This is a genomic window from Actinoplanes sp. CA-015351, from assembly GCF_050955685.1.
GTDB lineage: Bacteria > Actinomycetota > Actinomycetes > Mycobacteriales > Micromonosporaceae > Actinoplanes.
Genome location: NZ_CP192102.1, coordinates 1,135,830 through 1,161,335 on the forward strand (window position 1 = coordinate 1,135,830; position 25,506 = coordinate 1,161,335).

Consider the following 25,506-nt stretch of genomic DNA (forward strand, 5'->3'; position numbering starts at 1 on the left):
CCCCTCGGGCGGAGCCTGATGAGAAGCCGTAACTGGTCTATCCGTTCGAAGATCACCGCGATGGTCGCGGTGCCTCTCGTCGCGCTGCTCGCGCTCTGGGTGTTCGCGACCGTGGTGACCGCCGGACCGGCTCTCAACCTGCTCGAAGCACGCGACGCGGTGCACAAGCTCGGTAACCCGGGACTGCAATTGATCGCTCAGCTTCAGCGCGAGCGGCACTTCTCCACGATCTACGTGTCCGCTGCCAAACCGTCCGCAGCCGACCTCAACTACGAGCGTGCCGCGACCGATCAGGCGGTCAGCGTGCTCCGTGAGGCCATCGGCGACGCGGATCTGACCGAGACGGTGACCGCCCGGGTCGACGAGCTGCTCGTCCTGCTGGACGGCCTGCCGGCGGCCCGCAACCGGGTCGACGACCGGGTGGAGAAGGACGCTCTCCCGGTCGTGCGTGACTTCAGCAACATGATCGACGCCGCGTTCGAGGTGTCCACCTCCGCGGCGATCTTCTTCCACGAGCGGGTCGACCGTGAGGTCCGTGGCCTGATCAACGCGCTGCGCGGCCTGGAGCGCCTGAGCCGCGTCGACGCGATGCTGGCCGGGGCGAACACGGCGGGCTTCATCAACGCGATCAACCGCAGCATCCTGATCGAGGACATCGCCAACTCGCGTTACCTGCTCAAGTCCGGTGTCGACGACATGCCGGAGGCGTCCCGCGGTGAGTACGCGCGGGTCGTCACCAGTTCGGCCTTCGTCGACCTCGACATCATGCAGAACAAGCTGATCGGCGACAGCTACGCGGGCGGGCCGCCGCCGGTCTCCGGCGAGGACTGGCAGCCGACCTACGACCGGACGAACGCCGAACTCAGCGACTTCGTGCTGCGCCAGGTGGACAAGGTCGCCCAGGACGCCACGCCGCTGGCTGCCAGCGTGCTGCTCTGGCTCGGCGTGGCCGGCCTGCTCGGCCTGGCCGCCCTGGTCCTCTCGATCCTCGTCTCGGTCCGGTTCGGACGGTCGATCGTCGGCCGCCTGATCCGGCTGCGGCGTGAGGCCCTGGAGATGGCGTCGGAGCGGCTGCCCGCGGTGGTCCGGCGGCTTCAGCGCGGCGAGGCCGTCGACGTCGAGGTGGAGACGCCCCCGCTGGAGTACGGCGGCGACGAGATCGGCCAGCTCGGCCACGCGTTCAACGAGGTGCAGCGCACCGCCGTGCAGTCGGCGGTCGACGAGGCGAACGTCCGCCGCGGCATCAACGAGGTCTTCCTCAACATCGCCCGGCGCAGCCAGACCCTGCTGCACCGCCAGCTCTCGCTGCTGGACCGGATGGAGCGCCGCGAGACCGAGCCGCAGGAACTCGAAGATCTGTACCGGGTCGACCACCTCGCCACCCGGATGCGGCGGCACGCCGAGGACCTGGTCATCCTCGCCGGTGCGGCGCCCGGCCGCGGCTGGCGCAACCCGGTCCCGGTGATCGACGTCGTCCGTGGCGCGATCAGTGAGGTGGAGGACTACAAGCGGGTCGACATCCGGGCCATCACCTCCTCGGCGGTCTACGGCCGCGCGGTCGGCGACGTGATCCACCTGCTCGCCGAGCTGATCGAGAACGCGGCGTCGTTCTCCCCGCCGCACGCCCGCGTCCAGGTCGTCGGCCAGGTGCTGCCGAACGGGTACGCCCTCGAGATCGAGGACCGTGGTCTGGGCATGAGCCCTGAGGCGATCGAGGAGGCGAACCGCCGCCTCGCCGAGCCGCCGGACTTCGACCCGACCGACAGCGCCCGCCTCGGCCTCTTCGTGGTGGCCCAGCTCGCCGGCCGGCATCAGATCCGGGTGTCGCTGCGCGCTTCCGCGTACGGCGGCATCACCGCGATCGTGCTGATCCCCGGTGACCTGGTGACAAGCGCGCCCGCACTGCCGGCCGGACCGGGCGGCGGATCGTCCGGTGGCTGGAACGCGCCACTTGTCGGTTCGGGCGACGAGGACCCGCTGCGGAAGTCGCTGGCAGAGCTCCAGTGGCAGGGCGGCGAAGAGTTGCGCGAGGTGACCGCCCCCGGGCGCCGGGCGTCCACCAGCGAGCTTCCGCAACCCGGCACCGCTGACCCGGGCGGCCCGGCGCCGAGCCTCGTCGCCGAGGAGCTGAGCGTCGAGGGTCTGGTCCAGCGCCGGCGGGTGCGCCGCAAGCCCAGCGAGACTCTGGAGATGCCCGCCGAGCTGACGGCGGCGCCGCGTTCCGTACCCAGGAATTCCGCTCCGGCGGTGAGCGAGATCGAGACCGAGGCCGAGACGGCGCCGCAGGCGCCGCGGGTTCCCGCCCAGCGGGGACCATCTCCTTTGGAGACCCTCGACGAGGAGCCGACCGGCGAGATCGGCCTCGACGGACTGCCGAAGCGGGTACGCCAGGCCAGCCTCGCGCCGCAGCTGCGCAAACCGGTCGTGGAGCGGGAATCCACCGCGCCAGAACGCAGCCCGGAGCAGGTCCGTACGCTCATGAGCGCCTTGCAGCTCGGCACCACCCGTGGCCGTGACGCTGCGGCCCGTACCGAATCCGAAGGCACCGAACTTCCGGTGAATCCGGACGATACCGTCAGCTTCCCGGCCCTCGTCGATGTTGCGGCGGCTCGGGACAATGCAGCATCCGGGACCGAGACAGCGGATGGCGACCGCGCGCACGGCACCGGTGAGAACCTCAGGCTGGAGAAGGACGCATAGTGGCACAGACGAAGCAGAGCGCGAACCTCACTTGGCTCCTCGACGACCTCGTCGAACGGGTGCCAACCGCGCAGCAGGCCGTGGTGCTCTCGGCCGACGGGCTGATGCTCGGCGCCTCGGCGGCGATGAGTCGTGAGGACGCCGAACACCTTTCTGCCATGGCGGCCGGCTTCCAGAGCCTCGCCAAGGGAGCAAGCCGGCATTTCCGCGCCGGTCAGGTACGCCAGACCGTTGTCGAGATGGAGGAGGCGTTCCTCTTCGTGACGGCCGCCGGCCAGGGAGCGTGCCTGGCCGTGCTCGCCTCCGCCGACGCGGATCTGGGCCTGATCGCGTACGAGATGGCGATGCTGGTGACCCGGGTGGGTCAGATCATGAGCGCGCCGGATCGGTCGGTTCTGGCACCGTCCGATGCCCTCTGAGCAGCCGCGTGTGACACACGACTGGCTGGACTCCGACGCGGGACCGGTAGTCCGGCCGTACGCGATGACAGGTGGACGGGTCGCGCCCTCGGGTGGCGACTTCGACCTGGTCGCGTTCGTCGTCGCCACCGTTCCCGACCTGCCGATCGGTCCGCAGCTCCAGCCGGAGCACCACGCCATCGTCGCCGCGGCATGGGAGCCGATCTCGGTTGTCGAGCTGGCGTCCCAACTGGACCTCTCCATCGGTGTGGTCCGGGTGTTCCTCGGTGATCTACGCTCAGCGGGCCTCATCGCGCTGTACGAACCTCCGGCGGCGACTGCGCCGCACGACGTCGACGTTCTCAAGGCGGTTGTCAATGGACTCCGTGCGCTCTGACCGCAACGGCGGCTCGTCGCGCATTCCCACCGCGCTCAAGATCCTCATAGCCGGAGGTTTCGGGGCGGGTAAGACGACGATGGTCGGCTCGGTCAGCGAGATCCGGCCACTACAGACCGAAGAGGTCCTGACCGGTGCCGAGGGCGCCGACGACGTCTCCGGCGTGGAGGGTAAGACCACCACCACGGTGACCATGGACTTCGGCCGGATCAGCATCACCGAGGACCTCCAGCTCTACCTTTTCGGCACCCCGGGGCAGGACCGGTTCTGGTTCCTCTGGGACGAGTTGTCGCAGGGTGCGCTGGGTGCCGTGGTGCTGGCCGACACGCGGCGGCTGGCCGACTGCTTCCCGTCGATCGATTACTTCGAGCAGCGGGGCACACCGTTCGTGGTGGCGGTGAACTGCTTCGACACCCACCAGCGCTTCGCGCCTGACGCGGTGAGCCGTGCGCTCGACCTGGACCCGGGTGTCCCGGTCGTGCTCTTCGACGCCCGCGACCAGGCCGCTGCCCGCAACGTGCTGATCGAGCTGGTGGAATACGTGGCCCGCCGACAGCTGACCGCAGCCGGACGCAGGTAAAACCCCTCAGCCCGGCGGCACGCAGATCAGCCACGGCTCGATCCGCCGCAGCGTCGCCGGGGCCAGCAGCCCTCGGGTCACCAGATCCGAGATCTGCCGGTACGGGCCGCGCTGATAACGGTCCTGGACGATCCGCTGTGCCTCGGCCGGCCCGACACCACGCAGCCGGGCGATCTCCTGTGCCGGCGCGTGGTTGAGGTCGAGCAGCCCGCCGTCGTCGAACGCGCGCAGCAGGTCCGGTCGTCCGATGCCGGCCTGCCGGGCGCCGGCCGGGTCGACCGCCGCGAACTGGCGGGCCAGTTGCCGCCGTGCCCGCGCCTGCCGGTTGTCGCCGCCGTGTGAGGCGAGGATCGCGCCGTGCACCGAGGCGGTCAGCGACAGGATCGCCGCGAGCAGCAGACCGGCGTCCTCGGCGCTGCTGAGATCGTCGCTCTCCAGCGGGGCCGGGTTGATCGCGAGCAGGACGATCACCGCGATGAACCCGGCGAAGTACGCGATCGCCGCGACCATCTCGTGCCGTGTCTTGCGCTGTGCCGCCGCCCAGGCGAACCAGATCCAGCTGCCGAAGGTGCAGACGACGATCGGCAGAGCCGCGGCGGCCAGGACCTCGAACCAGCGAACCTCGGACCGATGCGGCGGCGACAACACGAAAGGAACCGGCGCAGCAAAAGGAGCCGGCGCAGCAAAAGGAGCCGGCGCCGCCAAAGGCGCAGGCGCGGCGAAAGGAGCGAAAGGGGGAGCCGGCGACGACGGCGGCGGGAAAGCCGGCACCACCGTCACCTGCGGCGTCACGTCCCGCCCGGCCCACGGGTCGACCGCCTCGACGTAGACCGCCTCGTCCCGCAGGATCCGCCGGTGCGCCTCCTGCATGCGTTCGCCCGGCTCCGCGCCGAGCTGATCGAGGAAGTACTCCCGGGCGTCACGAAAAGCCGCGAGCGCCTCGGCCTGCCGCCCGGCGCGCTGCAACGCGATCATCAGCTGCGCGCGCAGCCCCTCGCGCAGCGGGAACTCCTCGACCAGGCGGCCCAGTTCGGAGAGCAGGCCGCTGTCGGTGCCCTGGCTGAGCTCGATCTCGGCCCACAGCTCCCAGGCGCTGGCCTGCTCCTCGGCGAGCCGGTTGCGGGCCGTCTCGAATACCGGGCCGGTCAGCCCGCCGAGCGCCTCGCCGTGCCACAGATCGAGCGCGTCGTGTGCGATCCCGGCTGCCTCGGTCACGTTGCCGGCCTGACGTTCGGCGTCGGCGCGGGCCAGCCGGGCCCGGAAGTCGTCCGCGTCGAGGGCGACGGCGCGGAGCACGTACCCACCGTCGGTGAGCGCGAGCAACTCGCCGGGCGTACGCGGCACGCGGTCCGGGTCGAGCACGCGGCGCAGTCCGGCCACGTACTTCTGCACCACGTTGGGGCCGTTCTCCGGCGGGTCGTCGCCCCAGACCGCGTCGATGATCCGGTGCACGGGCACCGGTTTACCGGGGCTGAGCAGCAGAACGGCGAGGACGGCACGTTGTTTGGCCGGGCCGAGGTCGACGCGCTCGGCACCCCGGAAGGCCCGCACCGGACCGAGGATCTCGAACCGCAGCGGGACGGCAGCGAGGCTGTCACTCACCCCGGCGACCCTCCTGTTGAGCAGCGCTTTTGTCGACGGCAGCAGAACCGCAGCCGGCAGCAGCATAGCCGCAGCACATCGGCAGTCGTGCTGTGGAGTCTTCTCGGCAGCTACCCCCGACGTAGGAGACAGCCATGATCCGCAATCGCATCACCGCCGCCGGAACCCTCTTGCTGGCAGGCACCACGCTGGCCGCCTGTGCGGCCACCGGCACCGAGAGCGCGACCGAGACGACGACCGCGGCGCAGAGCCCCGCGCCGACCGTGAGCGAGACGCTGCTCGACGCGGTGCCGGACGAGTCCTCGCCGGCGTTCCGTTACACGGTCAAGGGCGGCGAGTCGCCGTTCAGCGGTGTGATCGACCCGGCCGGCAAGGCGCTGACCGCCGACATCACGCAGAAGGTGCCGGACACCCCGATCACCCTGTCGATGAAGTTCCTGGTCATCGAGGAGAAGGTCTGGACCAAGATCGCTTTCAAGGGCGCGACGGCGGACATGGGCCTGCCGAAGCTGCCCAAGAAGTGGATGTCCTTGGACTCGGCCAAGACCGCCGACTCCTTCGTCACCGACATGAAGTACAGCGAGGCCGAGGTCGACCCGGGCTCGGTCGCCGCGCTGGTGTCCTCGGCCGACGCTCTGACGGAGACCACCCCCGGCCACTACGCCGGCACGACCGACCTGACGAAGTCGAGCGAGGCGGAGATCGTCTCGGAGGACACGCTCACCGCGCTCGGTGAGAAGGCCAAGGCCGTACCGCTCGAGGTGGTCGTGGACGGCGAGGGACGGATCTCCACGGCGACCGTGAAGATCCCAGCCGCCGGAAAGACCAAGGCGAGCACCTACAAGGTCACCTACGACCAGTACGGCTCGGCCGGCTCGCTGAAGGTGCCGGCCGACGCGGTGAAGGCTTCCGCGGATGTCTACGACCTTCTGAAGGGCTGAGACAGACCAGGGAAACACAGCGGTCCGGCGCCACGGGTCAGACGGGGGTCCGTGGCGCCGGCCCGCTGCTGCCGCGTACCACCAGCTCGGTGGGCAGAACAACGTGTGACACCGGCGCCGTCGCGCCGGCTCGGGATCCGCGGATGGCCTCGGTCAGCGCCGCCGCGGCCGCGCGACCTTTCTCCACCACGTCCTGCCGGACGGTGGTCAGCGCCGGCTGCATCCGGACCGCGACCGGGCCGTCGTCGAACCCGACGATCGACAGGTCCTCCGGGATCCGCAGGCCCAGGTCCTCGGCGGCCTGCCGGACACCGACCGCGGTGGTGTCCGAGAAGCACAGGAACGCGGTCGGCCGATCGGCCGCGGACAGCAGCAGGCGGGCGTCCCGGCGTACATCCTCGGTCTGCTCCAGAGGGTGACGGATGAACGCGGGCTTGAGGCCCGCGGGTTCCAGGGCGTCGAACCAGCCGAGCCGGCGCTGGCGTGACGCGTGACCTTCGACCAGAGCCGACGGGTCCGCGATGAAGCCGTGCCGGCCGTTCTCACCGTTCATCGCGATGGCGAACCGCCGGTGGCCCAGGTCGACGAGGTGCTGTGCGGCGGCGCGGGCACCCTCGCGGTCGGCGATGTTGACACTGGACACGTCGTCCACCTGGTCCTGATCGACGAAGACCATCGGCAGGTGCCGGCGACGCAGCCAGGACACCGCCGGCGAGGTGGGGTCGCAGGAGTAGACCACCGCGCCGTCGATCGCGACGTCACGGGCGGGAACCACGTCGCCGGAGCCGGACGAGGTGAGCAGGGTGATCGCCAGCCCGGTCGGCGCCAGCTCCGCGGCGATGGCAGCGAGGAAACCGCCGGCCACCAGGTCGGTGAACGCGTACCGCAGTGAGTCGGTGAGAAGGATGCCGACCGCGCCGGTGGTGCCCTTGGCGAGGGCCCGCGCGGTCGGGTCGGGCCCGGCGTAACCGAGCTCCTGCGCGGCGGCCAGAACTCGTTCGCGAAGGGCGGGTGAGAGCTGGTCGGGGCGGGAGAACGCGTTCGACACGGTCATCCGGCTCACGCCGACCCGGTCGGCGATGGTTTGCAGCGTCACCCGGGGCATGTCCACACGGTAGCGCCGGGAACCGGGATCGCCTTCCATCGGACGGTGAGGGAAGGCGATCCCGGCCCATGAACCGAGCAAAGATCAGGCCGGGCGATGGCCGGCGGGTGCCACCGCGCACGACGCACGGTAGAGAACACGCGAGAGTGCCAGCCGCACCCGTGGTGTGCGGACACGAGTTTTCGCAGGTGGCACGACCGGGGCGTCGGGCCGGGCGCTCAGAACCTCAGTCGTCACGTCCTGGACGCCACGGATGTACGCGGCAGGTAGTTCCATGACTTACCTCCAGATCCAGTCTGTACCGGTACAGTAACCGCGTCATCTGTACCGGTCAAGAAGGCGAGGCGAACTTGCGGAGACATCCTGATGTGGTGGGATCAGGGCATGGGTTCGAGCGCTGAGTACGTCTTCGTCGGCTGTTACACCGGTGACAAGGGAGGCGAGGGTGACGGCATCACGCTGCTCCGCCGCGACCCGGCCACCGGCGATCTGACCCGGCTCGGGCTTGCCGCCCGCACCTCGTCACCATCCTTCCTCGCCCAGCACCCGGCCCTGCCGGTGCTCTATGCGGTGAACGAACTGGACCAGGGCACGATCACCGCCTTCTCGGTGGCGCCGGACTGCTCGCTGAGCCCGCTGGCGACCCGGCCGACCGGCGGCTCCGACCCCTGCCACCTCGCGGTGACCGGGGACGGCAGGCATCTGGTGGTGGCGAACTACGGCAGCGGATCGGTCGCGGTCTTCCCGCTCGACGCCGAGGGTGTGCCGGCCGAGCGAAGTGATCTCCTGCAGCTCTCCGGTTCCGGCCCGAACACGGAGCGTCAGGCCACGCCGCACGCCCACCAGGTCGTGCCGGATCCGAACGGCCCTGAGGTGCTCATCTCCGACCTGGGTTCGGACCGCGTGTGGCGGGCGAGACTGGACCCGATCTCCGGCCGGCTGGGGCTTGGCGACCCGGCGGTGGAGGCGAAGCCCGGCACCGGCCCGCGGCACATGGCGCGGGGCGCTCGCGGAACGCTGCTGCTCGCCGGCGAGCTGACCGGCGACGTGACCTGGTACCGGCCGGCGGGTGGTCCGACGCTTGAACAGGCCGGTTCGGTCGCGGCGAGCCGGCTGCCCGGCCCGGTCTATCCCTCGGAGCTCGCCATTCGTACCGATGGCAGGTTCGTCTATGTGGCTAACCGGGGACCAGACACCGTTTCTGCGTTTTCCTGGGATGGGGAGACGGCCGAGCTGATCGCCGAGGTGCCTACCGGCGGGGTGTGGCCGCGGCACATGATCTTGCTCGGGGATCACCTCTACGTAGCCAATCAGCGTTCACACAACGTGACGGTTTTCCGTATCGATCCGGACACCGGAATTCCCGGTGTGCAGGGAGAGCCAACCGGTGAACCGAGTCCGACGTGCCTGCTCCGCTGGAATCCCCCGATGATCAGGCCATAGGCGAGATCGGTCAGCCGGGCATGTCGGTGATCTTTTGGGCCAAATCCGGCGTGGTAGAGCCAAAAGTTGATACCGATTGAAGCTGAGTCGTCACGGAGAGTGTTTCTTAGATCGGGAAGCGCCAATCTGAGTAATTTTCGTCCGAACGTATATGGCATTCAGCTTCCGAGATCGACACTATAGAGCGCGTGTCTGGCCGCCATCGTAGAAACTTCAACGCAAAGGGAGCGGGCGTCGTCGGAGGTGCGATGGCGATAGTCGTCGTAATTGCGGGGACGTGGCTCGGTTATCAGCAGTTGGCGGACTCCGGTTGTACCGGGTCCGTGCGCCTGTCTGTCGCCGCTGCTCCCGAAATCGCGCCTGCTGTCCAACAGGTCGCCCAACAGTGGACGGCGAGTGGTGCCGAGGTCTCCGGGACGTGCGTCGCGGTCGATGTGACCTCTGCGAACCCCGCCGACATCGCCGGTGCTGTCTCCCGTGATCACGACGTGGCCCTCGCCGGCCTGGGCACCGCGCCCGAGTCGGTGACGGTTCCCGACGTGTGGCTCCCGGATTCGTCGACCTGGCTCCTGCGTCTCCAGCAGGAGGCGTCCGGCTTCAAGCCAACCAAGATCGCTTCGGTCGCGCAGAGCCCGATCGTGCTCGCGATGCCCGAGCCGGTGGCGAAGAACTTCGGCTGGCCGGAGAAAGAGATGGGCTGGGCGCAGCTTCTCGCCCAGTTCGGCACGGAGAGCACGCTTCAGGTCGGCATCGTCGACCCGACCCGCGACGCTGCCGGCCTGACGAGCCTGCTCGCGATCGGTGCGATCGCCGGCAGCAGCCAGGAAGGCAAGCTGAAGAAGGTCCAGGCACTCACCGCGCTCTCCGAGAACCGCTCGTCGCTGCGTGAGGAGCTGCTCCAGCAGTTCCCGAAGTCGAACGACGCCAACGACCTGGGCAACAGCCTGCAGGCCGCGCCGCTGTCCGAGGAGGACGTGGTGGCGTTCAACGCCCAGCGCCCGGCCGTGCAGCTCAGCGCGATCTACATGCAGCCGGCGCCGACGCCGCTCGACTACCCGTACGCGGTGATGCCGCAGGGTGTCGACTCGCTGAAGGCCGCCGCGTCCGACGGTTTGCTCGCCCAGCTGTCCAGCGGCGCCTTCAAGGAGACGCTCGCCTCGGTCGGCCTGCGTGCGCCGGACGGCACCTACGGCGCCAGCTTCCAGGCTCCGGTCGGCGCGCCTGCCGCGTCGCCCGCAGTGAAGAGCTCGGGCGCCTCCGAGGGTGGCAAGGCCGCCTCCGGGATCAGCGGCCAGGTGCTGAGCCAGGCGGTCGGTTCCTGGGTGGCGACCACGCTGCCCGGCCGGGTGCTCGCGGTCTTCGACGTGTCCGGCTCGATGTCCAAGGCCGTGCCGACTGCCGGTGGCGCCACGCGTGCCCAGGTGACGCAGGAAGCGGCAGCGGGCGGTCTGGCTCTGTTCAACAACAAGTGGGCGGTCGGTGTCTGGAGGTTCTCCACGAACCTGGACGGCACCAAGCCCTATAAGGAACTGGTCCCGATCACGCCGCTCACCGCGGGGCGTCAGGAGCTCCAGGAGTCGATCGGCAAGCTCAACCCGGTGCCGGACGGCGCGACCGGTCTCTACGACACGGTTCTCGCCGCTTACGGGGAGGTTCAGAACGGCTGGAAGGCCGGCCGGAGCAACTCGGTCATCCTCTTCACCGACGGCGAGAACCTGAACCCCGACGGCCTCAGCCAGGACGAGTTCCTGGAAAAGCTGAAAAAGGCGGTCGACCCGAAGAAGCCGGTCCGCCTCGTGCTGATCGGTATCGGTAACGAGGTCAACAAGGCCGAGCTCGACAAGATCTCTGCTGTGGTCAAGGGCAGCGGCGTCTTCATCGCCCCTGACCCGGCCCGCATCAGCGACATCTTCCTTGAGGCGATCGGAACGCGCACCGGCGCCAGCTGATCGGTGCTTGCGCTCAGCGGCCGCCGTCCCTCTCGGGACGGCGGTCGCTCTTCATTGCGTGGGTACGCACAAACGACCCCGTGGGTACGCACAAACGACCCCGTGGGTACGCGCAGCGACGGTCAGCGCCGCAGCCATGCCGCCGGATCGTCGCGGACCGCCCGGATCACGGTGTCGGCAGCCCCGCGCATCGCCGCGTCGGCGCCCAGCGCGGCGGGCCGCAACGCGACATCGGCAAGCCCCGAGGTCAGCACCCGCCGGCTGAGCTCCTCGGCGATCCCGGCCCGTAGCTCGGCGAAGAGTGGCGCGTACGCCCCGCCGAGCACGATCACCGGCACGTCGAGCAGGTTGACCACGGCGGCCAGTGCGATGCCGAGGGACGCCGCGGCCAGGGGCAGGTCGCCGGCCAGAGCTTCCTGTCCGGCGTACTGCTCCAGGCAGCCGCGGGCGCCGCACCGGCAGGGCCGGCCGTCCGGATAGACGGTGACGTGCCCGATCTCGCCGCTCCACCCGCGCACACCCCGGTAGAGCTGGCCGTCGAGCACCAGTCCCGCGCCGATGCCGACCTCGCCGGACACGTACAGAAACGTGGGGTCACCCCCGGCGACCCGGAGCTCGCCGAGCGCTGCCAGGTTTGCCTCGTTGTCCACGCTGATCGGCAGGTCGGCCAGCTCGGGCACGGCGCGCAGCAGCGCCGGGGCGTCGACGTCCTGCCAATCGAGGTTGGGCGCGACCCGCACCGAGCCGTTCCCGGCGACCAGGCCGGGCACGGCGAGCGCGGCACCGGCCACGGTGAGGCCCTCGGCCTCGGCGGCGAGCCGGGCCCGGGCGGCGAGCCGGCCCAGTGCTTCCAGAGATTGTGCGGCGCCGGAGGGGCGCTGGTCGGCGTGCTCGACGAAGCGCTGCCGGACCGTGCCGGTCAGATCAACAACGCAGGCGGCCAGATAGTCGACGTTGATCTCGCAGCCGAGACCGGCCGGACCGGTCGAGCTGAGCGCGAGACCAACCGCAGGACGCCCGGCACCGGTACGCGGAGGCGGGTCCAGCTCCGTGATCAGACCACCGGCGACCAGGTCGTCAACGAGTGCCGAGACGGTGGCCCGGGTGAGCCCGGTCGCGGCGGCGACGGCCGCCCGCGAGGGCCGATCTGTGCTGTTTGCCACGGTATGCAGCACGAGCGCGAGATTATGGGCTCGCACGCTCGACTGCCGGACGGGTGCGCTGGAACGAGAAGTCAGGCGGGCCGTCACGCCCTTGACAATGCCATACCCCCGGCAAATAATTCAACCAATAAACAAATCAACCGCGTTTCCCGGAGGTAACCGTGTCGGTCCAGGCCACACGCGATGACAAGTTCTCCTTCGGTCTCTGGACCGTTGGCTGGCAGGCTCGTGACGCGTTCGGTGACGCCACCCGCGCGGCACTCGACCCGGTGGAGGCGGTGCACAAGCTCGCCGAGATCGGCGCCTACGGCATCACCTTCCACGACGACGACCTGGTGCCCTTCGGCGCGGACGCCCAGACCCGCGACGGGATCATCGCGGGCTTCAAGAAGGCGCTCGACGAGACCGGCCTTGTCGTCCCGATGGTGACCACCAACCTGTTCACCCACCCGGTGTTCAAGGACGGCGGCTTCACCAGCAACGACCGCTCCGTGCGGCGTTACGCGATCCGCAAGGTGCTGCGCCAGATGGACCTCGGCGCCGAGCTGGGCGCCAAGACCCTGGTGCTCTGGGGCGGCCGCGAGGGCGCTGAGTACGACTCGGCCAAGGACGTCAGTGCCGCCCTCGACCGTTACCGCGAGGCGCTCAACCTGCTCGCGCAGTACTCCGAGGACCGTGGTTACGGCCTGCGCTTCGCCATCGAGCCGAAGCCGAACGAGCCCCGCGGCGACATTCTGCTCCCGACCGCCGGCCACGCCATCGCGTTCGTGCAGGAGCTGGAGCGTTCCGAGCTGTTCGGCATCAACCCGGAGACCGGGCACGAGCAGATGTCGAACCTGAACTTCACCCAGGGCATCGCCCAGGCGCTGTGGCACAAGAAGCTCTTCCACATCGACCTGAACGGTCAGCACGGCCCGAAGTTCGACCAGGACCTGGTCTTCGGCCACGGTGACCTGCTCAACGCGTTCTCCCTGGTCGACCTCCTGGAGAACGGCCCCGGCGGCGCCCCGGCGTACGACGGACCGCGTCACTTCGACTACAAGCCGTCCCGCACCGAGGACTACGACGGCGTCTGGGAGTCGGCCAAGGCCAACATCCGAATGTACCTGCTGCTCAAGGAGCGGGCCAAGGCGTTCCGCGCCGATCCCGAGGTGCAGGAGGCACTCGCCGCCAGCAAGGTCGCCGAGCTCGGCAAGCCGACTCTGAACCCGGGTGAGGGTTACGCCGAGCTGCTCGCCGACCGCAGCGCGTTCGAGGACTACGACGCCGACGCCGTCGGCGCCAAGGGCTTCGGCTTCGTGAAGCTGAACCAGCTCGCGATCGACCACCTCCTCGGAGCCCGCTGACCATGGCATTGGTTGCCGGGATCGACAGCTCGACCCAGTCCTGCAAGGTCGTGATCCGCGACGCCGAGACCGGCGCGCTGGTCCGGCAGGGACGGGCGAGCCATCCGGAGGGCACCGAGGTGCATCCGGATGCCTGGTGGGCCGCGCTGCAGCAGGCGATCGAGGAAGCCGGCGGTCTCGACGACGTCGTCGCCGCCTCGGTCGCCGGCCAGCAGCACGGCATGGTCGTGCTGGACGAGAACGGTGAGGTGGTCCGCCCGGCGCTGCTGTGGAACGACACACGCAGCGCCGGCGCGGCCGCCGATCTGATCGAGGAACTCGGCGGCGGCGAGAAGTGGGCGGAGGCCGTGGGCATCGTCCCGGTCGCCAGCTTCACGCTGACCAAGCTGCGCTGGCTGGCCCGCAACGAGCCGGAGAACGCGGCTCGGGTCGCCCTGGTCTGCCTGCCGCACGACTGGCTGACCTGGAAACTCTCCGGCTCGACCGACATCGCGGACATCAAGACCGACCGCAGCGACGCCAGCGGCACGCTCTACTGGTCCGCGAAGACCAACGAGTACCGTCTCGATCTGCTCGAACTTGGTTTCGGACGGCGGATCCGGGTCCCCGAGGTGCTGGAACCGACAGGTATCGCCGGGCACCTTCCCAACGGTGCGCCGCTCGGTCCCGGCGCCGGCGACAACGCGGCGGCCGCTCTCGGCACCGGCGCGCTACCCGGCGACGTGATCGTCTCGATCGGCACGTCCGGCACGGTCTTCGTCTCCTCCGACGTGGCCCCGATCGACGGACGCGGCACGGTGGCCGGCTTCGCCGATACCACCGGGCGGTTCCTGCCGATCGTGGTGACGCTCAACGCGGCCCGGGTGCTCGATGCGGCCTCCAAGCTGCTCGGCGTCGACCACGACGAGCTGTCCAAGCTGGCGTTGTCGGCTCCGGCGGGCGCCGACGGCCTGGTCCTGGTGCCGTACCTGGAAGGGGAACGGACGCCGAACCGGCCGGACGCCACCGGCGCGATCCACGGGCTCACGCTCAAGACCTCGGACCCGGCACACTTGGCCCGGGCCGCCGTCGAGGGGATGCTCTGCGCCCTCGCGGCCGGCCTGGACGCCCTGGTCGCGCACGGCGCCGTGGCCAACCGGATCGTGCTTGTCGGCGGCGGGGCACGCAGCGAGGCGGTCCGCCGCATCGCGCCGGCGCTCTTCGGCAAGCCGGTCCTGGTCCCGCCGCCCGGTGAGTACGTCGCCGACGGCGCGGCCCGTCAGGCCGCCTGGGTCGCGCTCGGCGGGGACAACCCGCCCGCGTGGTCGGCGGCCACCCCCGAGATCTACGAGGACGCACCCGTCCCGCTGATCCGGGAGCAGTACGCGGCAGCACAGAACGCGGTGATCGACCGCACCCGCTGACAAGATTTCGGCCGGCTCGAGCACGTGACCAAAAGAGCCGGCCGAAAACTTGTTGTCCTCTCGCCACAGCGGCATCTACATGCACGGAACCTCCCGGCTGTCCCCGGCCGGCATCCCCGCATGTAGGAAGGACCCGCAATGGCAGAGAGAAGATCTCGCAGGCGGAAACTGCTCGGTTTCGCGACCGCGCTGCTCGTACCCGCCGGACTCATCGGCTGGGCCGTGCTCCCGTCGAACGCCGCGGCCGCCCCCGCCGCCGGCAGCACGTACCAGCTGGTCGTGAAGAAGAGTGGTAAGTGCATCGATGTGCCGGCCGCGTCGAAGGACAACGGTGCTCTGCTTCAGCAGTGGGGTTGCACCACGGGTTCGGCCTGGCAGCAGTTCAAGCTGGTCGCGTCGGGTAACAATTTCTTGTTGCAGAACGTAAACAGCGGTAAGTGTGTCGATGTGCCGTCGGGTGCGGCGACCTCGGGTCTGCGGTTGCAGCAGTGGGGTTGTGTCGGTTCGCAGACGAACCAGCAGTGGAAGGCTGTCGCGAGTGGTACCGACACGTTCCAGATCGTGAACATCGCCTCCGGCCTGTGCATCTCCGACCAGGGCGCGTCCACGGCGAACGGCGCGTCGATCATCCAGGAGACGTGCACCGCCAACAGCAACAAGCAGTGGGCGTTCAACCTGGTGTCCGGCGGAAGTACCGGCACCTTCACGGTGGCCGCGGACGGCACCGGAACGTACAAGACCGTGCAGGCCGCCGTCGACGCGGTCGCCGCGAACAACACCAGCCGTAAGACGATCACCATCAAGCCCGGCACGTACCGGGAGATCGTGACCATTCCGTCGAACAAGCCGTACATCACGCTGCAGGGCGGCGGTGACTCGTCCGACGACGTGGTGATCGTCAACAACCGCAGCAACGCCGGCGGTTACGGCACCTCGGGCAGCGCGACCTTCTTCGCCAACGGCAAGGAGACCAACGCCACCAACCTGACGATCTCCAACGATTACGGCGAAGGCAGCCAGGCCGTGGCCGCGAACCTCAACGCCGACCGGCTGATCTTCGACAACGTCCGGTTCCTCGGCGCGCAGGACACCCTGCTGCTCAACAGCGGCCGTTCGTACATCAAGAACTCGTACGTCGAGGGCACCGTCGACTTCATCTTCGGCGGCGGCACCACGGTGATCAACGCGACGAAGATCTACCAGAAGCGCAGCACCGGTGGCCCGATCACGGCGGCCCGGACCGACGCGGCCAACGCGTACGGATTCCTGATCTACAAGTCCACGGTGACCGGTCTGACCAACAACACCACCCAGCTCGGCCGCCCGTGGGGCCAGGACGCGCAGGTGCTGTTCCGGGAGACGAGCCTGAGCGCCACCATGAAGACCGCGCAGCCGTGGATCGACATGTCCGGCAACACCTGGCAGACCGCCCGGTTCTTCGAGTACGCGAACACCGGCTCCGGCGCCACCACGAACAGCAACCGCCCGCAGATGAGCGCGTCGACGGCGGCGAACTACACCCCGCAGAAGTACCTCGCGGGCTCGGACAACTGGAACCCGGTGGGTTGATCATGAAAATCGCCAAGAAGCGCGCAGCCCTGACGGCCGTCGTGATCGCGGTACCCGCTGCGATCATCGGCTGGGCGGTCCTGCCCTCCAACGCGGCCGCCGCACCGGCAGCCGGCAGCACCTATCAGCTGGTCGTGAAGAAGAGTGGTAAGTGCATCGATGTGCCGGCCGCGTCGAAGGACAACGGTGCTCTGCTTCAGCAGTGGGGTTGCACCACGGGTTCGGCCTGGCAGCAGTTCAAGCTGGTCGCGTCGGGTAGCAATTTCTTGTTGCAGAACGTGAACAGCGGTAAGTGTGTCGATGTGCCGTCGGGTGCGGCGACCTCGGGTCTGCGGTTGCAGCAGTGGGGTTGTGTCGGTTCGCAGACGAACCAGCAGTGGAAGGCTGTCGCGAGTGGCACTGACACGTTCCAGATCGTGAACATCGCCTCCGGCCTGTGCATCTCCGACCAGGCAGCTTCGACCGCGAACGGCGCGTCGATCATCCAGGAGACGTGTACCGCCAACAGCAACAAGCAGTGGGCGTTCACCCCGGTCACCGGCGCCACCGCGGCGCCGACCGCCAGTTCGAGCGGCCGGACCTGGGCGTCCACCCCGGACGGTTTCGCGTCCACCGGCGGCGGCACGACCGGCGGCGCGGCCGGCGCCACGGTCACCGTGTCGACCCTCGCCGACCTGACGAAGTACGTCACCGCCACCGAGCCCTACGTTATCAAGGTGGCCAAGGCCATCACGATCACCCCGAAGGGCACCGAGCTGAAGGTGACGTCGAACAAGACCATCGTCGGTGCCGGCACCAGCGGTGAGATCGTTGGCGGCGGGTTCTTCCTCGGTACGGGCGTCAAGAACGTCATCATCCGCAACCTCACCATCCGGGACACCCAGATGACCGAGGACGACCCGGACGACAAGACGTACGACTACGACGGCATCCAGATGGACACGGCCGACCACATCTGGATCGACCACAACAAGATCACCCGGATGAACGACGGCATGATCGACAGCCGGAAGGACACCACGTACCTGACCGTGTCCTGGAACCTGCTGGACACCGGCAACAAAGCGTTCGGCATCGGCTGGACCGAGAACGTGACAGCGCGGATGACGATCCACCACAACTGGATCAAGAACACCAACCAGCGGAACCCCAGCACCGACAACGTGGCGTACGCCCACCTCTACAACAACTACCTGCAGAACATCACCTCGTACGGCAACCTGTCGCGGGGCAGCACCAAGATGGTTCTGGAGAACAGCTACTTCGACAACGTGGCCAACCCGTACAACGTCGACGACCTCACGAAGGGCCAGCTCAAGCAGAGCGGCAGCATCGTGAAGAACTCGTCCGGCAAGCAGGTCACCAACGGCTCGGCCTTCACGCCGAGCAGCTTCTACGCGTACACCCTGGACGCGGCGGCGGACGTACCCGCCCTGCTCGCCAAGTACGCCGGTCCGCAGGCCAACATCGGGGGTTGAGGGAACGCGGCGCCGTCTGCGAAGGCGGCGCCGCTTCCGTTTCCGCTCCTCCGGAGTTCACGCCGTGTCCAGGTGCCGAACCTAAATTGACACGCATGATTGGTTCAGCTCTGACGTCCCTGGTACTCGTCGCGTCGCTGGCAACCGGCGGCCACGGCCACGGGCATGAACGATTCGACCTGCAGGCACACCGCGGCGGCATCGGCCTGACCACCGAAAGCACTCTGCAGGGGTTCGCCAAGGCGCTCCGGCTCGGTGTCAGCACCCTGGAGCTCGACACCCAGGTGACGAAGGACTCGAAGGTCGTCGTCACCCATGACCGGCAGGTGAGCGCCCAGAAGTGCCGGGGCGACTTTGTCGGCCGGTACATCAAGGACCTCACGCTCGCGCAGATCAAGACGCTCGACTGCGGCTTCCAGCAATTGCCCGGATTCGGAGAGCAGGAGCAGATCGCCGGCGCCCGGATCGTCGAGCTCAAGGACGTGCTCAACCTGGTGAAGCGTTACCGGGCCAAGGACGTCACGCTCAACATCGAGACGAAGGTGGAGGCCGGCGCGCCGGAGCAGACCGCGCCGCGCGAGCTCTTCGTCCGCCGGGTGTTCGAGGAGATCCGGAAATCCGGCATCGAGCGCCAGGTCACCATTCAATCGTTCGACTGGGGTGCGCTCAAGGCGATGCACCTGCTCGCGCCGCGCTGGCCGCTCGTGGCGCTGACCAATGACGACTTCCTGCAGGTCGGCAAGCCGGGCGCGTCACCCTGGCTGGGCGGGATCGACGCCGACGACTTCGGTGGCGACTTCGTCCGGGCCGCCGCCTCGATCCGGGGCGTCACCACGCTCTCCCCGGTCTACGGTTTCCCGCAGAACGGCACGGTCGCCGACCCGGCCTTCCGGTTCTACGTGGACAAGCAGATGATCGCGGACGCGCATGCTCGCGGGCTCAAGGTCGTGCCGTGGACCTGTGATGACCCGGCGACCGTCAGAGCCCTGATGGATCTCGGCATCGACGGGATCATCACCAACTACCCGGACCGGGTGCGGCAGATCATGAAGGAACGGGGTCTGCGCCTGCCGAAGGCGTACCCGGGCCATTGACCTTGACCGGAATCCTCGCCGCGCCATGCGCGGCGAGGAACCCATCCACCGACCGGGACCAGGGATAACGCTCGGCCTGTGCGCGTGCCGCCGCCCGGCGCTCGCTCTCCGGCCGGGCGAGCAGCTCACTCACTGCCGTCGCGAAGCCGGCCGGGTTGCCCGCCGCGGCCACCCCGGCCAGGCCGACCACCTCGGGCAACGCGCTCTCCGAACGCACCACGACCGGTGTGCCGCTCGCCAGCGCCTCCAGTGCGGCCAGCCCGAACGTCTCGATCGGGCCGGGCGCCAGAACCACGTCGGAGGTGGCGAGCAGCGCACGCGGGTCACGCACGTACCCGAGGAACCGGGCCGGCAACTTCCGCTCGGTGGCCTCGGACTCCAGCGCCTCCCGCAGCGGACCGTCACCGGCCACCACCAGTTCGGCGTCGATCCCGGCGGCCCGCAGCCCGGCGAGCGTGTTCAGGGAGAGATGCGGGTGCTTCTCCGCCGACAGCCGTCCACAGTGCAACAGCATGACCTCAGCGGTCCCGCGCCGGCCGGCATCACGATGCCCGGGCGAAAACCTTTCAAGATCAACTCCCAGGGGTACGCGTACCGGAGCCCCGCCGAATCGGGTGAACTCCCGTGCTGCCCAGCCGGTCGTGCAGACCACGGTGTCGAAGGCCGCCACGGTCCGCCGGTTCAGCGCCCCGGCAATCCACGGGCCGACCGGACCCGGCCCGAAGAGCCGCAGCAGCCCGTCCAGGCTCTCGTGCGACACCATCAGCGACGGCACCCCGGCCCGCCGTGCCCAGGCCCCGGCCCAGCGCAGCGTCGACCGGTCGTGCACCTCGATCCGATCCGGCTCCAGCCGCCGCAGCAGCCCGGCCAGCGCGATCCGGTTCAGCAGAACCCGGTATCCGCCCAGTCCCGGCACCATCGGACCGGGGACCGTGATGACCCGCCCGTAATCGGTCTGCTCGTCGGACGCCATCGCACCCGGCACGATCAGCACCGCCTCGTGACCGGCTTCGAGGTACCCCCGGCCCAGCTCCCGAAGGGCGGTACGAAGCCCACCCGACGTTGCGTGCACGAAGTTGGCGATGCGGGCGATCAGCATGCCAATAGGTGAACCGCGACCGTGGTCCGGCAGGCAACACACCGCTGACGCCCTCCCTAACGATCAACAACAACCTGGGACGGCCACCGTGCGGGGCGCTGGCGGGTATCGGGTGCGGATAGCCTCAGCGGGTGATGGGCAGGGGCGGGACTGTGCACCGCGTGTACAGCGTGGTGGTCTTCGTGATCCTTGCCGCCCTCGACAACGTGGCGATCGGCATCGTTCCGCCGCTGTACGGCAGCATCGGCGACGATCTGGGTGTCGGCGAGGGGCATATCGCGCTGGCCACCACGGCGATGTTCCTGATCAGTGCGGTCGCGGCGATCGGTTTCGCGTACGTGGGTGATCGCACCGACCGCAAGCCGGTCCTGGTGGCCGGCACCACGATCTGGGTGATCGGCACCGCCTGGTCCGGTCTCGCTGAGAGTTATCCGTCGTTCCTGTCCGCGCAGGTGGTCGCGGCGTTCGGGCTCGGCGGGGTGGCCTCGGTCAGCTTCGCCGTGGTCAGCGACCTGATCTCGCCGCGGCGGCGTGGGCTGGTGATGAGCTTCTGGGGTCTGTCGCAGGGGGTCGGCACGCTGGCCGGCACCCTGGTCGGCGGGCTTCTCGGGCACGCCGACTGGCGGCAGCCGTTCCTGGTGACCGCGGCGGCCGGGGTGATCGCCACATGCGCGTACCTGCTGACCTACAACGTGCCGCGCGGCGACAGCCAGCCTGAACTGGCCGGTGTCGAGTACGACGAGCGGATTCACCATCAGGACATCCCGGTGATCCTGAAAAGGCGTACCAATGTCTGGTTGATCCTCCAGGGTGGCACCGCGCAGATCGCGTTCGGATCGCTTGTCTGGTTGCCGATCCTGTTCCGGGCCCGGGCCGAGGATCAGGGGTACTCGGCGGGCACCGCGGTGCTGGTCGGCAGCATCTTCGCGACGATCTTCCAGCTGGGTGCGGCGCTGTCGATCCTCGGCGGGCTCGCCGGTGACCGGCTGCAGCGGCGCACCCCGAGGGGCCGGGCGCTTGTCGCCTCGGTCGGTGTCCTGGCCGCCGTGCCGTTCTACGTAGTGCTGTTCTTCGTACCCATGAAGATCACCGTTCCGGACGGCGGGAGCACCGGTGAGCTGATCCGTGCGGTGCTGGCCAACGTGGTGACCGAGCCGACCGTCGCGGCCTGCCTGGCGATCGCGGTCTTCGCGCTGATGCTGACGTCGGCGAACTCACCGAACTGGTTCGCCATGATCGCGGACGTGAACCCGCCGCAGCACCGTGGCACCGTCTACAGCCTCGGCAACCTGATCAACGGGGTCGGCCGGGCCGGCGGCAACGCGCTGGTCGGCATCGCTTTCCGGGGGCTGGCCGGGGCGTTCCCGCCGCCGCTGAACTACGCGGTCGGGCTGGCCGCGTTCCAGTTCTTCTTCATCCCGACCGGGATCATGTACTGGCTGGCCAGCAGGACGGTGGCGGCGGACATGGCCGAAACGCACACCGCCCTGCTGGCTGTTGCCTCAGACAACCGCCCAGACGGTGACGTCGGTGGGGACCCGGCCGTCGGCGTCCAGGGGTTCGCTGGTCAGCAGGATCCGGGCGCCGGACGGTAATCCGACCGGCTCGTCGCCGAAGTTGGTGAGCGCCAGCAGCTCGCCGTTGCGGAACGAGAGCACCTGGGCGCCCGCGTCCGACCAGCTCAGCGTGCCGGAGCCGAGCCCGTGCTCACGCCGGGCGGCCAGCGCCGAGCGGTACAGCTCGTACGTCGAGCCGGGCACGTCGACCTGGCGGTCCAGCGCGTACTCGGACCAGACCGCCGGCTGCGGCAGCCAGCTCGCGTCCGCCGGGCCGAAACCGTACGACGGGGCGTCCGCCTCCCACGGGATCGGCACCCGGCAGCCGTCGCGGCCTTTCTCGGCGTGCCCGGAGCGTTCCCACGCCGGGTCCTCGCGGTACTCGTCGGCGAGCGTGGTGTGCTCCGGAAGACCGAGCTCCTCACCCTGGTACAGGTACGCGGAGCCGGGCAGCGCCAGCATCAGCAGCGTCGCGGCGCGGGCCCGGCGCAGGCCCAGCCCGGTGTCCGGCTGCGGGTCGTCGGCGCCGATGCCGGGCTTGCGCGGCTCGCCGATCGGGAATCCGAGGCGGGACGCGTGCCGCACCACGTCGTGGTTCGACAGCACCCAGGTGGTGGTCGCGCCGACCGAGCTGTTCGCGGCGAGCGAGGAGTCGATCACCGCGCGAAGCTCAGCCGGTTTCCACGGCGTCTCCAGGTACGGGAAGTTGAACGCCTGGTGCATCTCGTCCGGGCGTACGTAACGGGCCAGGCGCTCCTCGGGCTGCACCCACGCCTCGGCGACCAGGATGCGCCCGCCCGGGTAACCGTCGAGGACGGCACGCCACTGCCGGTAGATCTCGTGCACGCCTTCCTGGTCCCACATCGGCGGCGGCGGGCCGGCCGGCTCAAGGCCGCCGAGCACGGTGGCCTGGCTGGTCCAGTCGGTCAGCTCGGCGTCCTTGATCAGGCCGTGCGCGACGTCGACCCGGAAACCGTCGACACCCCGGTCCAGCCAGAACCGCAGGATGTCGAGGAACTCGGCACGGACCTCGGGGTGATCCCAATTCAGGTCCGGCTGGGAGACGTCGAACAGGTGCAGGAACCACTGGCCGCCGGGCAACCGCTCCCAGGCGGAGCCGCCGAAGACGCTCTGCCACGAGTTGGGCGGCTCGTTTCCGCCGGCGCCCTTGCCGTCACGGAAGATGTAGCGCTCACGCTCCGGGCTGCCCGGCTCGGCGTTCAGCGCGGCCTGGAACCAGACGTGGTCGCTGGAGGTGTGGTTCGGCACCAGATCCACGATGATCTTGAGGCCGAGCTCGTGTGCGGTGGCGATGAGCTTGTCGGCGTCGCCCAGCGAGCCGAACCGCGGGTCGACGCCCCGGTAGTCGGCCACGTCGTAACCCGCGTCGTGCTGCGGGCTCGGGTAGAACGGGGACAGCCACACGGCGTCGACGCCGAGCCGGCGGAGCTGGGGCAGGCGTGCGGTGATGCCGGGCAGATCGCCCATGCCGTCACCGTTGGAGTCGGCGAACGAGCGTGGGTAGATCTGGTAGATGACGGCGTCACGCCACCAGGCTTCTGTGGAGGGCATGCGTCAAAGGTTAGGCCGCGCCCTGGCTCAGACGTCCAGAATGGCCGCGAATCGCTCCTCGGCCAGGTCGAGCTGATCGAGGATGTGTTCCTTGGCCTGGGTGGAGAGCGGAGTGTCCGGCCGCCCGACGAGTTCGCGCAGCGTAGGGACCAGCGGACGGTACTTCGTGGCCGACCGGAAAGCCTTGTCCATCGTCGTGTGGATGACCCCGACACCGTTGTCGGTGAAGTCCGAGATCTTGATCACCCGCGCCCACGGATCCCGTTCCAGGCTCTCCGCGACGTGTTCCCGGTACTGCTCGTGCCGGTCCCGTCCCGGGTCGTACTCCGGGTTGGTGACCGAGCTGACCAGGTCGGCGACCCGGCAGTTGAAACGCCGGCCCAGCTCGGCCAGGGCCGCCTCGACGGCCTCCGGGTACGGGGTCTGCTCGGGCACGCCACCGAGCTCGGCCGGATGGTCCTCGACGGCGTCGTGCAGCAGCGCCGCGACGAGCACGTCGATGTCGCGTACCCCGTAGTACTTGATGATCCGGATGGCGACCCGGAGCAGATGGTTCAGGTACGGCTCGCGGACCCGCCGGTCCTCGGCGTGCAGGGCGGCGGCGAGGTCGAGCGCCTCGGTCAGCTGCTTGCGGTCGGGGTCGGGGAAGGACTCCAGCTCCAGGGCGAACCGGTCACGTAACCCGGCCTCGCCGTACACCTCCGTGATCGCGTGAAGTGGCATCGAGAGCAGCATCCGTGGTGCCATGCCGATCAGATATACCCGATCACGGCGGCTTGTGGGTTTCTCTCAGCCACCCGAGGTGGCCGGTGGTGCGGCGGGCGTGGCGGCCGGGGCCGCCGGAACGGGCCGGGGCGACGGCCGTGGGCCGGGGGAGGGCCGGTTGGCGGAGGTGCGTCCGGCCACCACGGCACGGGCTGCGGGGGTGAGGCGTACCGCGCCCATCGAGGAGTTCTTGAGCGACCAGGGCGGCGGGTTCTCCGCGTGCACACCACGTTTCGGTGTGCCGGCGCCGTCGGTGAACTCCTCCTCGGTCATCGCCTGCAACGCGCTCAGGGCCACCCCGATGATGGTGGCCGCGGTGATCACCGTGATCGGCACGAGCATGGTGAGCGGGCGGATGCCGCCGGGCGGGGTGCCGGCCGGGTCCAGCTCGACCGACATGGCGGCCATCCCGGTGTAGTGCATGCCGCAGACCGCAACGGCCATCACGGCGGCGGCGCCGATGATTTTCAGCCAGCCACGAACCGAGACGGCGAACCAGAGCGCGACAGTGCTGGCCGCGAGCGCGATCGCCGCCGAGGCGACGACAAGCGCGGGGGAGTAGTGGATGGTGGCCGAGATCCGCATGGCCGCCATGCCGGTGTAGTGCATGGCGACGACGCCGCTGCCGGTCAGCGCGCCGGCCGTGAGGATCCGGGCGGTGCTGCGTTTGCCGTGCCCCACCACCATCAGCCCGATGCCGACGGTCAGCACCGAGAACAGAAGGCTGAGCAGGGTCAGCGTGAAGTCGTACCGAACCGGGCTGTCCGGGACGTCGAAACCGAGCATCGCCGAGAAATGCATCAGCCAGATGCCGCCTCCACCGATCGCGAACGCCGCGATCACCAGCCATCGGTTGCGCCGGCCGCGACTGTGCGCGTCGCGCGCCCGTCCGGTGCAGAGCAGGCCGAGGAACGAACCGAGAAACGCCAGGAGATAGGCGGCTATCGGGTTGAACGCCCCATAGGTGAAGTGATGCACGTGAGCCACTGGTTACCTCGCGGGAGTCGGCGATCGTCCGCGGGGGATTCAGTCAGAAATCAGCGACCGTACATCGCACCTCATGTGCGTCGGCAGGCCAAAGAGAACCGGGACCACCGTCACCCCGCCCGAGTCTTTTCGATCTCGGACGAAGCGGCGGCGACCCCGGTTGACGCTAAGGCCGTGGATGGGTCACGGCGTCATACGTTGAAGATGCTGACTCCACCGGGGCCGACGAGGAGGCCGACGATGATCAGCACAACCCCCCAGAGGACCTGCCTGCGGAACAGCGCGAGGATGCCGGAGACGACGAGGATGACGGCGAGAATCCAGAGTAGAAGAGCCATGGCCTTCGATTACCCGGAGCC

At 69.1% G+C, this 25,506-nt stretch carries 21 protein-coding genes; 13 read left to right on the forward strand and 8 right to left on the reverse strand.

What is annotated here, in order from left to right:
• The first annotated feature begins 60 nt into the window (after window positions 1-60).
• Genes ACQP2E_RS05215 through ACQP2E_RS05230 form a run of 4 tightly spaced genes read left to right on the forward strand, consistent with a single transcriptional unit; the run spans window position 61 to window position 4,075 of the window.
• Window positions 61-2,700: a sensor histidine kinase gene (locus ACQP2E_RS05215; protein ID WP_433828733.1), complete on the forward strand. Its 2,640-nt coding sequence runs from the start codon at window positions 61-63 to the stop codon at window positions 2,698-2,700.
• A complete protein-coding gene (locus ACQP2E_RS05220) occupies window positions 2,697-3,119 on the forward strand; it encodes a roadblock/LC7 domain-containing protein (RefSeq protein WP_111648160.1) in 423 nt (140 codons plus the stop codon). The genes ACQP2E_RS05215 and ACQP2E_RS05220 overlap by 4 nt, the downstream gene beginning before the upstream one ends.
• Window positions 3,109-3,495, forward strand: a complete 387-nt coding sequence (locus tag ACQP2E_RS05225; RefSeq protein ID WP_433828734.1) for a DUF742 domain-containing protein — start codon at window positions 3,109-3,111, stop codon at window positions 3,493-3,495. The genes ACQP2E_RS05220 and ACQP2E_RS05225 overlap by 11 nt, the downstream gene beginning before the upstream one ends.
• The gene (locus ACQP2E_RS05230; protein ID WP_111648158.1) at window positions 3,476-4,075 is read left to right on the forward strand and encodes a GTP-binding protein; all 600 of its coding nucleotides are present in this window, start codon (window positions 3,476-3,478) and stop codon (window positions 4,073-4,075) included. Before ACQP2E_RS05225 ends, ACQP2E_RS05230 begins: the two co-directional genes overlap by 20 nt.
• 6 nt (window positions 4,076-4,081) lie before the next feature.
• Here the strand turns inward: ACQP2E_RS05230 and ACQP2E_RS05235 are convergent, their stop codons facing one another.
• Entirely contained in the window at window positions 4,082-5,743 is a 1,662-nt protein-coding gene (locus ACQP2E_RS05235; protein WP_433828735.1) for a BTAD domain-containing putative transcriptional regulator, read from the reverse strand.
• Window positions 5,744-5,811: 68 nt separating this feature from the next.
• On the opposite strand from ACQP2E_RS05235, the gene ACQP2E_RS05240 reads away from it, so the two are divergent.
• On the forward strand, window positions 5,812-6,618 hold the full coding sequence (locus ACQP2E_RS05240) for a hypothetical protein (RefSeq protein ID WP_433828736.1): 807 nt from the start codon (window positions 5,812-5,814) through the stop codon (window positions 6,616-6,618).
• A gap of 37 nt (window positions 6,619-6,655) precedes the next feature.
• Here the strand turns inward: ACQP2E_RS05240 and ACQP2E_RS05245 are convergent, their stop codons facing one another.
• Entirely contained in the window at window positions 6,656-7,723 is a 1,068-nt protein-coding gene (locus tag ACQP2E_RS05245) for a LacI family DNA-binding transcriptional regulator (protein ID WP_433828737.1), read from the reverse strand.
• 384 nt (window positions 7,724-8,107) lie between these two features.
• Here ACQP2E_RS05245 and ACQP2E_RS05250 point away from each other — a divergent pair, with 384 nt between their 5' ends.
• Both ACQP2E_RS05250 and ACQP2E_RS05255 read left to right on the forward strand, forming a co-directional pair.
• Complete coding sequence (locus tag ACQP2E_RS05250) at window positions 8,108-9,166, forward strand: lactonase family protein (RefSeq protein ID WP_433828738.1); 1,059 nt, start codon at window positions 8,108-8,110, stop codon at window positions 9,164-9,166.
• A 434-nt stretch (window positions 9,167-9,600) separates the two neighbouring features.
• A complete protein-coding gene (locus tag ACQP2E_RS05255; RefSeq protein ID WP_433828739.1) occupies window positions 9,601-11,115 on the forward strand; it encodes a substrate-binding domain-containing protein in 1,515 nt (504 codons plus the stop codon).
• Window positions 11,116-11,237: 122 nt separating this feature from the next.
• Here ACQP2E_RS05255 and ACQP2E_RS05260 read toward each other — a convergent pair whose 3' ends face one another.
• Window positions 11,238-12,365, reverse strand: coding sequence for an ROK family transcriptional regulator (locus tag ACQP2E_RS05260; RefSeq protein ID WP_433828740.1), 1,128 nt, complete (start codon window positions 12,363-12,365; stop codon window positions 11,238-11,240).
• Window positions 12,366-12,439: 74 nt separating this feature from the next.
• Between ACQP2E_RS05260 and xylA the strand changes: the two genes are divergently transcribed.
• The 5 genes from xylA to ACQP2E_RS05285 all read left to right on the forward strand — a co-directional run bounded on the left by xylA (window position 12,440) and on the right by ACQP2E_RS05285 (window position 19,168).
• The gene (gene xylA, locus ACQP2E_RS05265; RefSeq protein ID WP_433828741.1) at window positions 12,440-13,624 is read left to right on the forward strand and encodes a xylose isomerase; all 1,185 of its coding nucleotides are present in this window, start codon (window positions 12,440-12,442) and stop codon (window positions 13,622-13,624) included.
• 2 nt (window positions 13,625-13,626) lie between these two features.
• Window positions 13,627-15,027 carry a xylulokinase gene (gene xylB, locus ACQP2E_RS05270; protein ID WP_433828742.1) on the forward strand — a complete coding sequence of 467 codons (1,401 nt, stop codon included), beginning with the start codon at window positions 13,627-13,629 and terminating at the stop codon, window positions 15,025-15,027.
• Between the two features lie 138 nt (window positions 15,028-15,165).
• Window positions 15,166-16,596, forward strand: a complete 1,431-nt coding sequence (locus ACQP2E_RS05275; protein ID WP_433828743.1) for a pectinesterase family protein — start codon at window positions 15,166-15,168, stop codon at window positions 16,594-16,596.
• A 2-nt stretch (window positions 16,597-16,598) separates the two neighbouring features.
• A complete protein-coding gene (locus ACQP2E_RS05280) occupies window positions 16,599-18,074 on the forward strand; it encodes an RICIN domain-containing protein (protein WP_433828744.1) in 1,476 nt (491 codons plus the stop codon).
• A 95-nt stretch (window positions 18,075-18,169) separates the two neighbouring features.
• Window positions 18,170-19,168 carry a glycerophosphodiester phosphodiesterase family protein gene (locus ACQP2E_RS05285; RefSeq protein ID WP_433828745.1) on the forward strand — a complete coding sequence of 333 codons (999 nt, stop codon included), beginning with the start codon at window positions 18,170-18,172 and terminating at the stop codon, window positions 19,166-19,168.
• Here the strand turns inward: ACQP2E_RS05285 and ACQP2E_RS05290 are convergent.
• Entirely contained in the window at window positions 19,119-20,267 is a 1,149-nt protein-coding gene (locus tag ACQP2E_RS05290; protein ID WP_433828746.1) for a glycosyltransferase, read from the reverse strand. The two genes, ACQP2E_RS05285 and ACQP2E_RS05290, sit on opposite strands and share 50 nt — an antisense overlap.
• Before the next feature lie 134 nt (window positions 20,268-20,401).
• On the opposite strand from ACQP2E_RS05290, the gene ACQP2E_RS05295 reads away from it, so the two are divergent.
• Window positions 20,402-21,862, forward strand: a complete 1,461-nt coding sequence (locus ACQP2E_RS05295) for an MFS transporter (RefSeq protein WP_433833774.1) — start codon at window positions 20,402-20,404, stop codon at window positions 21,860-21,862.
• Here the strand turns inward: ACQP2E_RS05295 and ACQP2E_RS05300 are convergent.
• The 4 genes from ACQP2E_RS05300 to ACQP2E_RS05315 form a co-directional block, all read right to left on the reverse strand.
• A complete protein-coding gene (locus ACQP2E_RS05300) occupies window positions 21,770-23,395 on the reverse strand; it encodes a glycoside hydrolase family 13 protein (RefSeq protein ID WP_433828747.1) in 1,626 nt (541 codons plus the stop codon). The two genes, ACQP2E_RS05295 and ACQP2E_RS05300, sit on opposite strands and share 93 nt — an antisense overlap.
• A 27-nt stretch (window positions 23,396-23,422) precedes the next feature.
• A complete protein-coding gene (locus ACQP2E_RS05305; protein ID WP_433828748.1) occupies window positions 23,423-24,118 on the reverse strand; it encodes an HD domain-containing protein in 696 nt (231 codons plus the stop codon).
• Window positions 24,119-24,184: 66 nt separating this feature from the next.
• Complete coding sequence (locus ACQP2E_RS05310; protein ID WP_433828749.1) at window positions 24,185-25,147, reverse strand: MHYT domain-containing protein; 963 nt, start codon at window positions 25,145-25,147, stop codon at window positions 24,185-24,187.
• 191 nt (window positions 25,148-25,338) lie between these two features.
• Window positions 25,339-25,485 (reverse strand): GPGG-motif small membrane protein, encoded by a 147-nt coding sequence (locus ACQP2E_RS05315; protein ID WP_181557729.1) that lies wholly within the window; start codon window positions 25,483-25,485, stop codon window positions 25,339-25,341.
• Window positions 25,486-25,506: the final 21 nt, after the last annotated feature.

Excerpts from the sequence above, each read along its gene's own strand:
- ACQP2E_RS05215 (WP_433828733.1), top strand. The coding sequence starts at position 61 with ATGGTCGCGGTGCCTCTCGTCGCGCTGCTCGCGCTCTGGGTGTTCGCG.
- ACQP2E_RS05225 (WP_433828734.1), top strand. The coding sequence starts at position 3,109 with ATGCCCTCTGAGCAGCCGCGTGTGACACACGACTGGCTGGACTCCGAC.
- ACQP2E_RS05230 (WP_111648158.1), top strand. The coding sequence starts at position 3,476 with ATGGACTCCGTGCGCTCTGACCGCAACGGCGGCTCGTCGCGCATTCCC.
- ACQP2E_RS05235 (WP_433828735.1), bottom strand. The coding sequence starts at position 5,743 with ATGCTGCTGCCGGCTGCGGTTCTGCTGCCGTCGACAAAAGCGCTGCTC.
- ACQP2E_RS05240 (WP_433828736.1), top strand. The coding sequence starts at position 5,812 with ATGATCCGCAATCGCATCACCGCCGCCGGAACCCTCTTGCTGGCAGGC.
- ACQP2E_RS05245 (WP_433828737.1), bottom strand. The coding sequence starts at position 7,723 with ATGCCCCGGGTGACGCTGCAAACCATCGCCGACCGGGTCGGCGTGAGC.
- ACQP2E_RS05250 (WP_433828738.1), top strand. The coding sequence starts at position 8,108 with ATGGGTTCGAGCGCTGAGTACGTCTTCGTCGGCTGTTACACCGGTGAC.
- xylB (WP_433828742.1), top strand. The coding sequence starts at position 13,627 with ATGGCATTGGTTGCCGGGATCGACAGCTCGACCCAGTCCTGCAAGGTC.
- ACQP2E_RS05275 (WP_433828743.1), top strand. The coding sequence starts at position 15,166 with ATGGCAGAGAGAAGATCTCGCAGGCGGAAACTGCTCGGTTTCGCGACC.
- ACQP2E_RS05280 (WP_433828744.1), top strand. The coding sequence starts at position 16,599 with ATGAAAATCGCCAAGAAGCGCGCAGCCCTGACGGCCGTCGTGATCGCG.
- ACQP2E_RS05285 (WP_433828745.1), top strand. The coding sequence starts at position 18,170 with ATGATTGGTTCAGCTCTGACGTCCCTGGTACTCGTCGCGTCGCTGGCA.
- ACQP2E_RS05290 (WP_433828746.1), bottom strand. The coding sequence starts at position 20,267 with ATGCTGATCGCCCGCATCGCCAACTTCGTGCACGCAACGTCGGGTGGG.
- ACQP2E_RS05295 (WP_433833774.1), top strand. The coding sequence starts at position 20,402 with ATGGGCAGGGGCGGGACTGTGCACCGCGTGTACAGCGTGGTGGTCTTC.
- ACQP2E_RS05300 (WP_433828747.1), bottom strand. The coding sequence starts at position 23,395 with ATGCCCTCCACAGAAGCCTGGTGGCGTGACGCCGTCATCTACCAGATC.
- ACQP2E_RS05305 (WP_433828748.1), bottom strand. The coding sequence starts at position 24,118 with ATGCCACTTCACGCGATCACGGAGGTGTACGGCGAGGCCGGGTTACGT.
- ACQP2E_RS05315 (WP_181557729.1), bottom strand. The coding sequence starts at position 25,485 with ATGGCTCTTCTACTCTGGATTCTCGCCGTCATCCTCGTCGTCTCCGGC.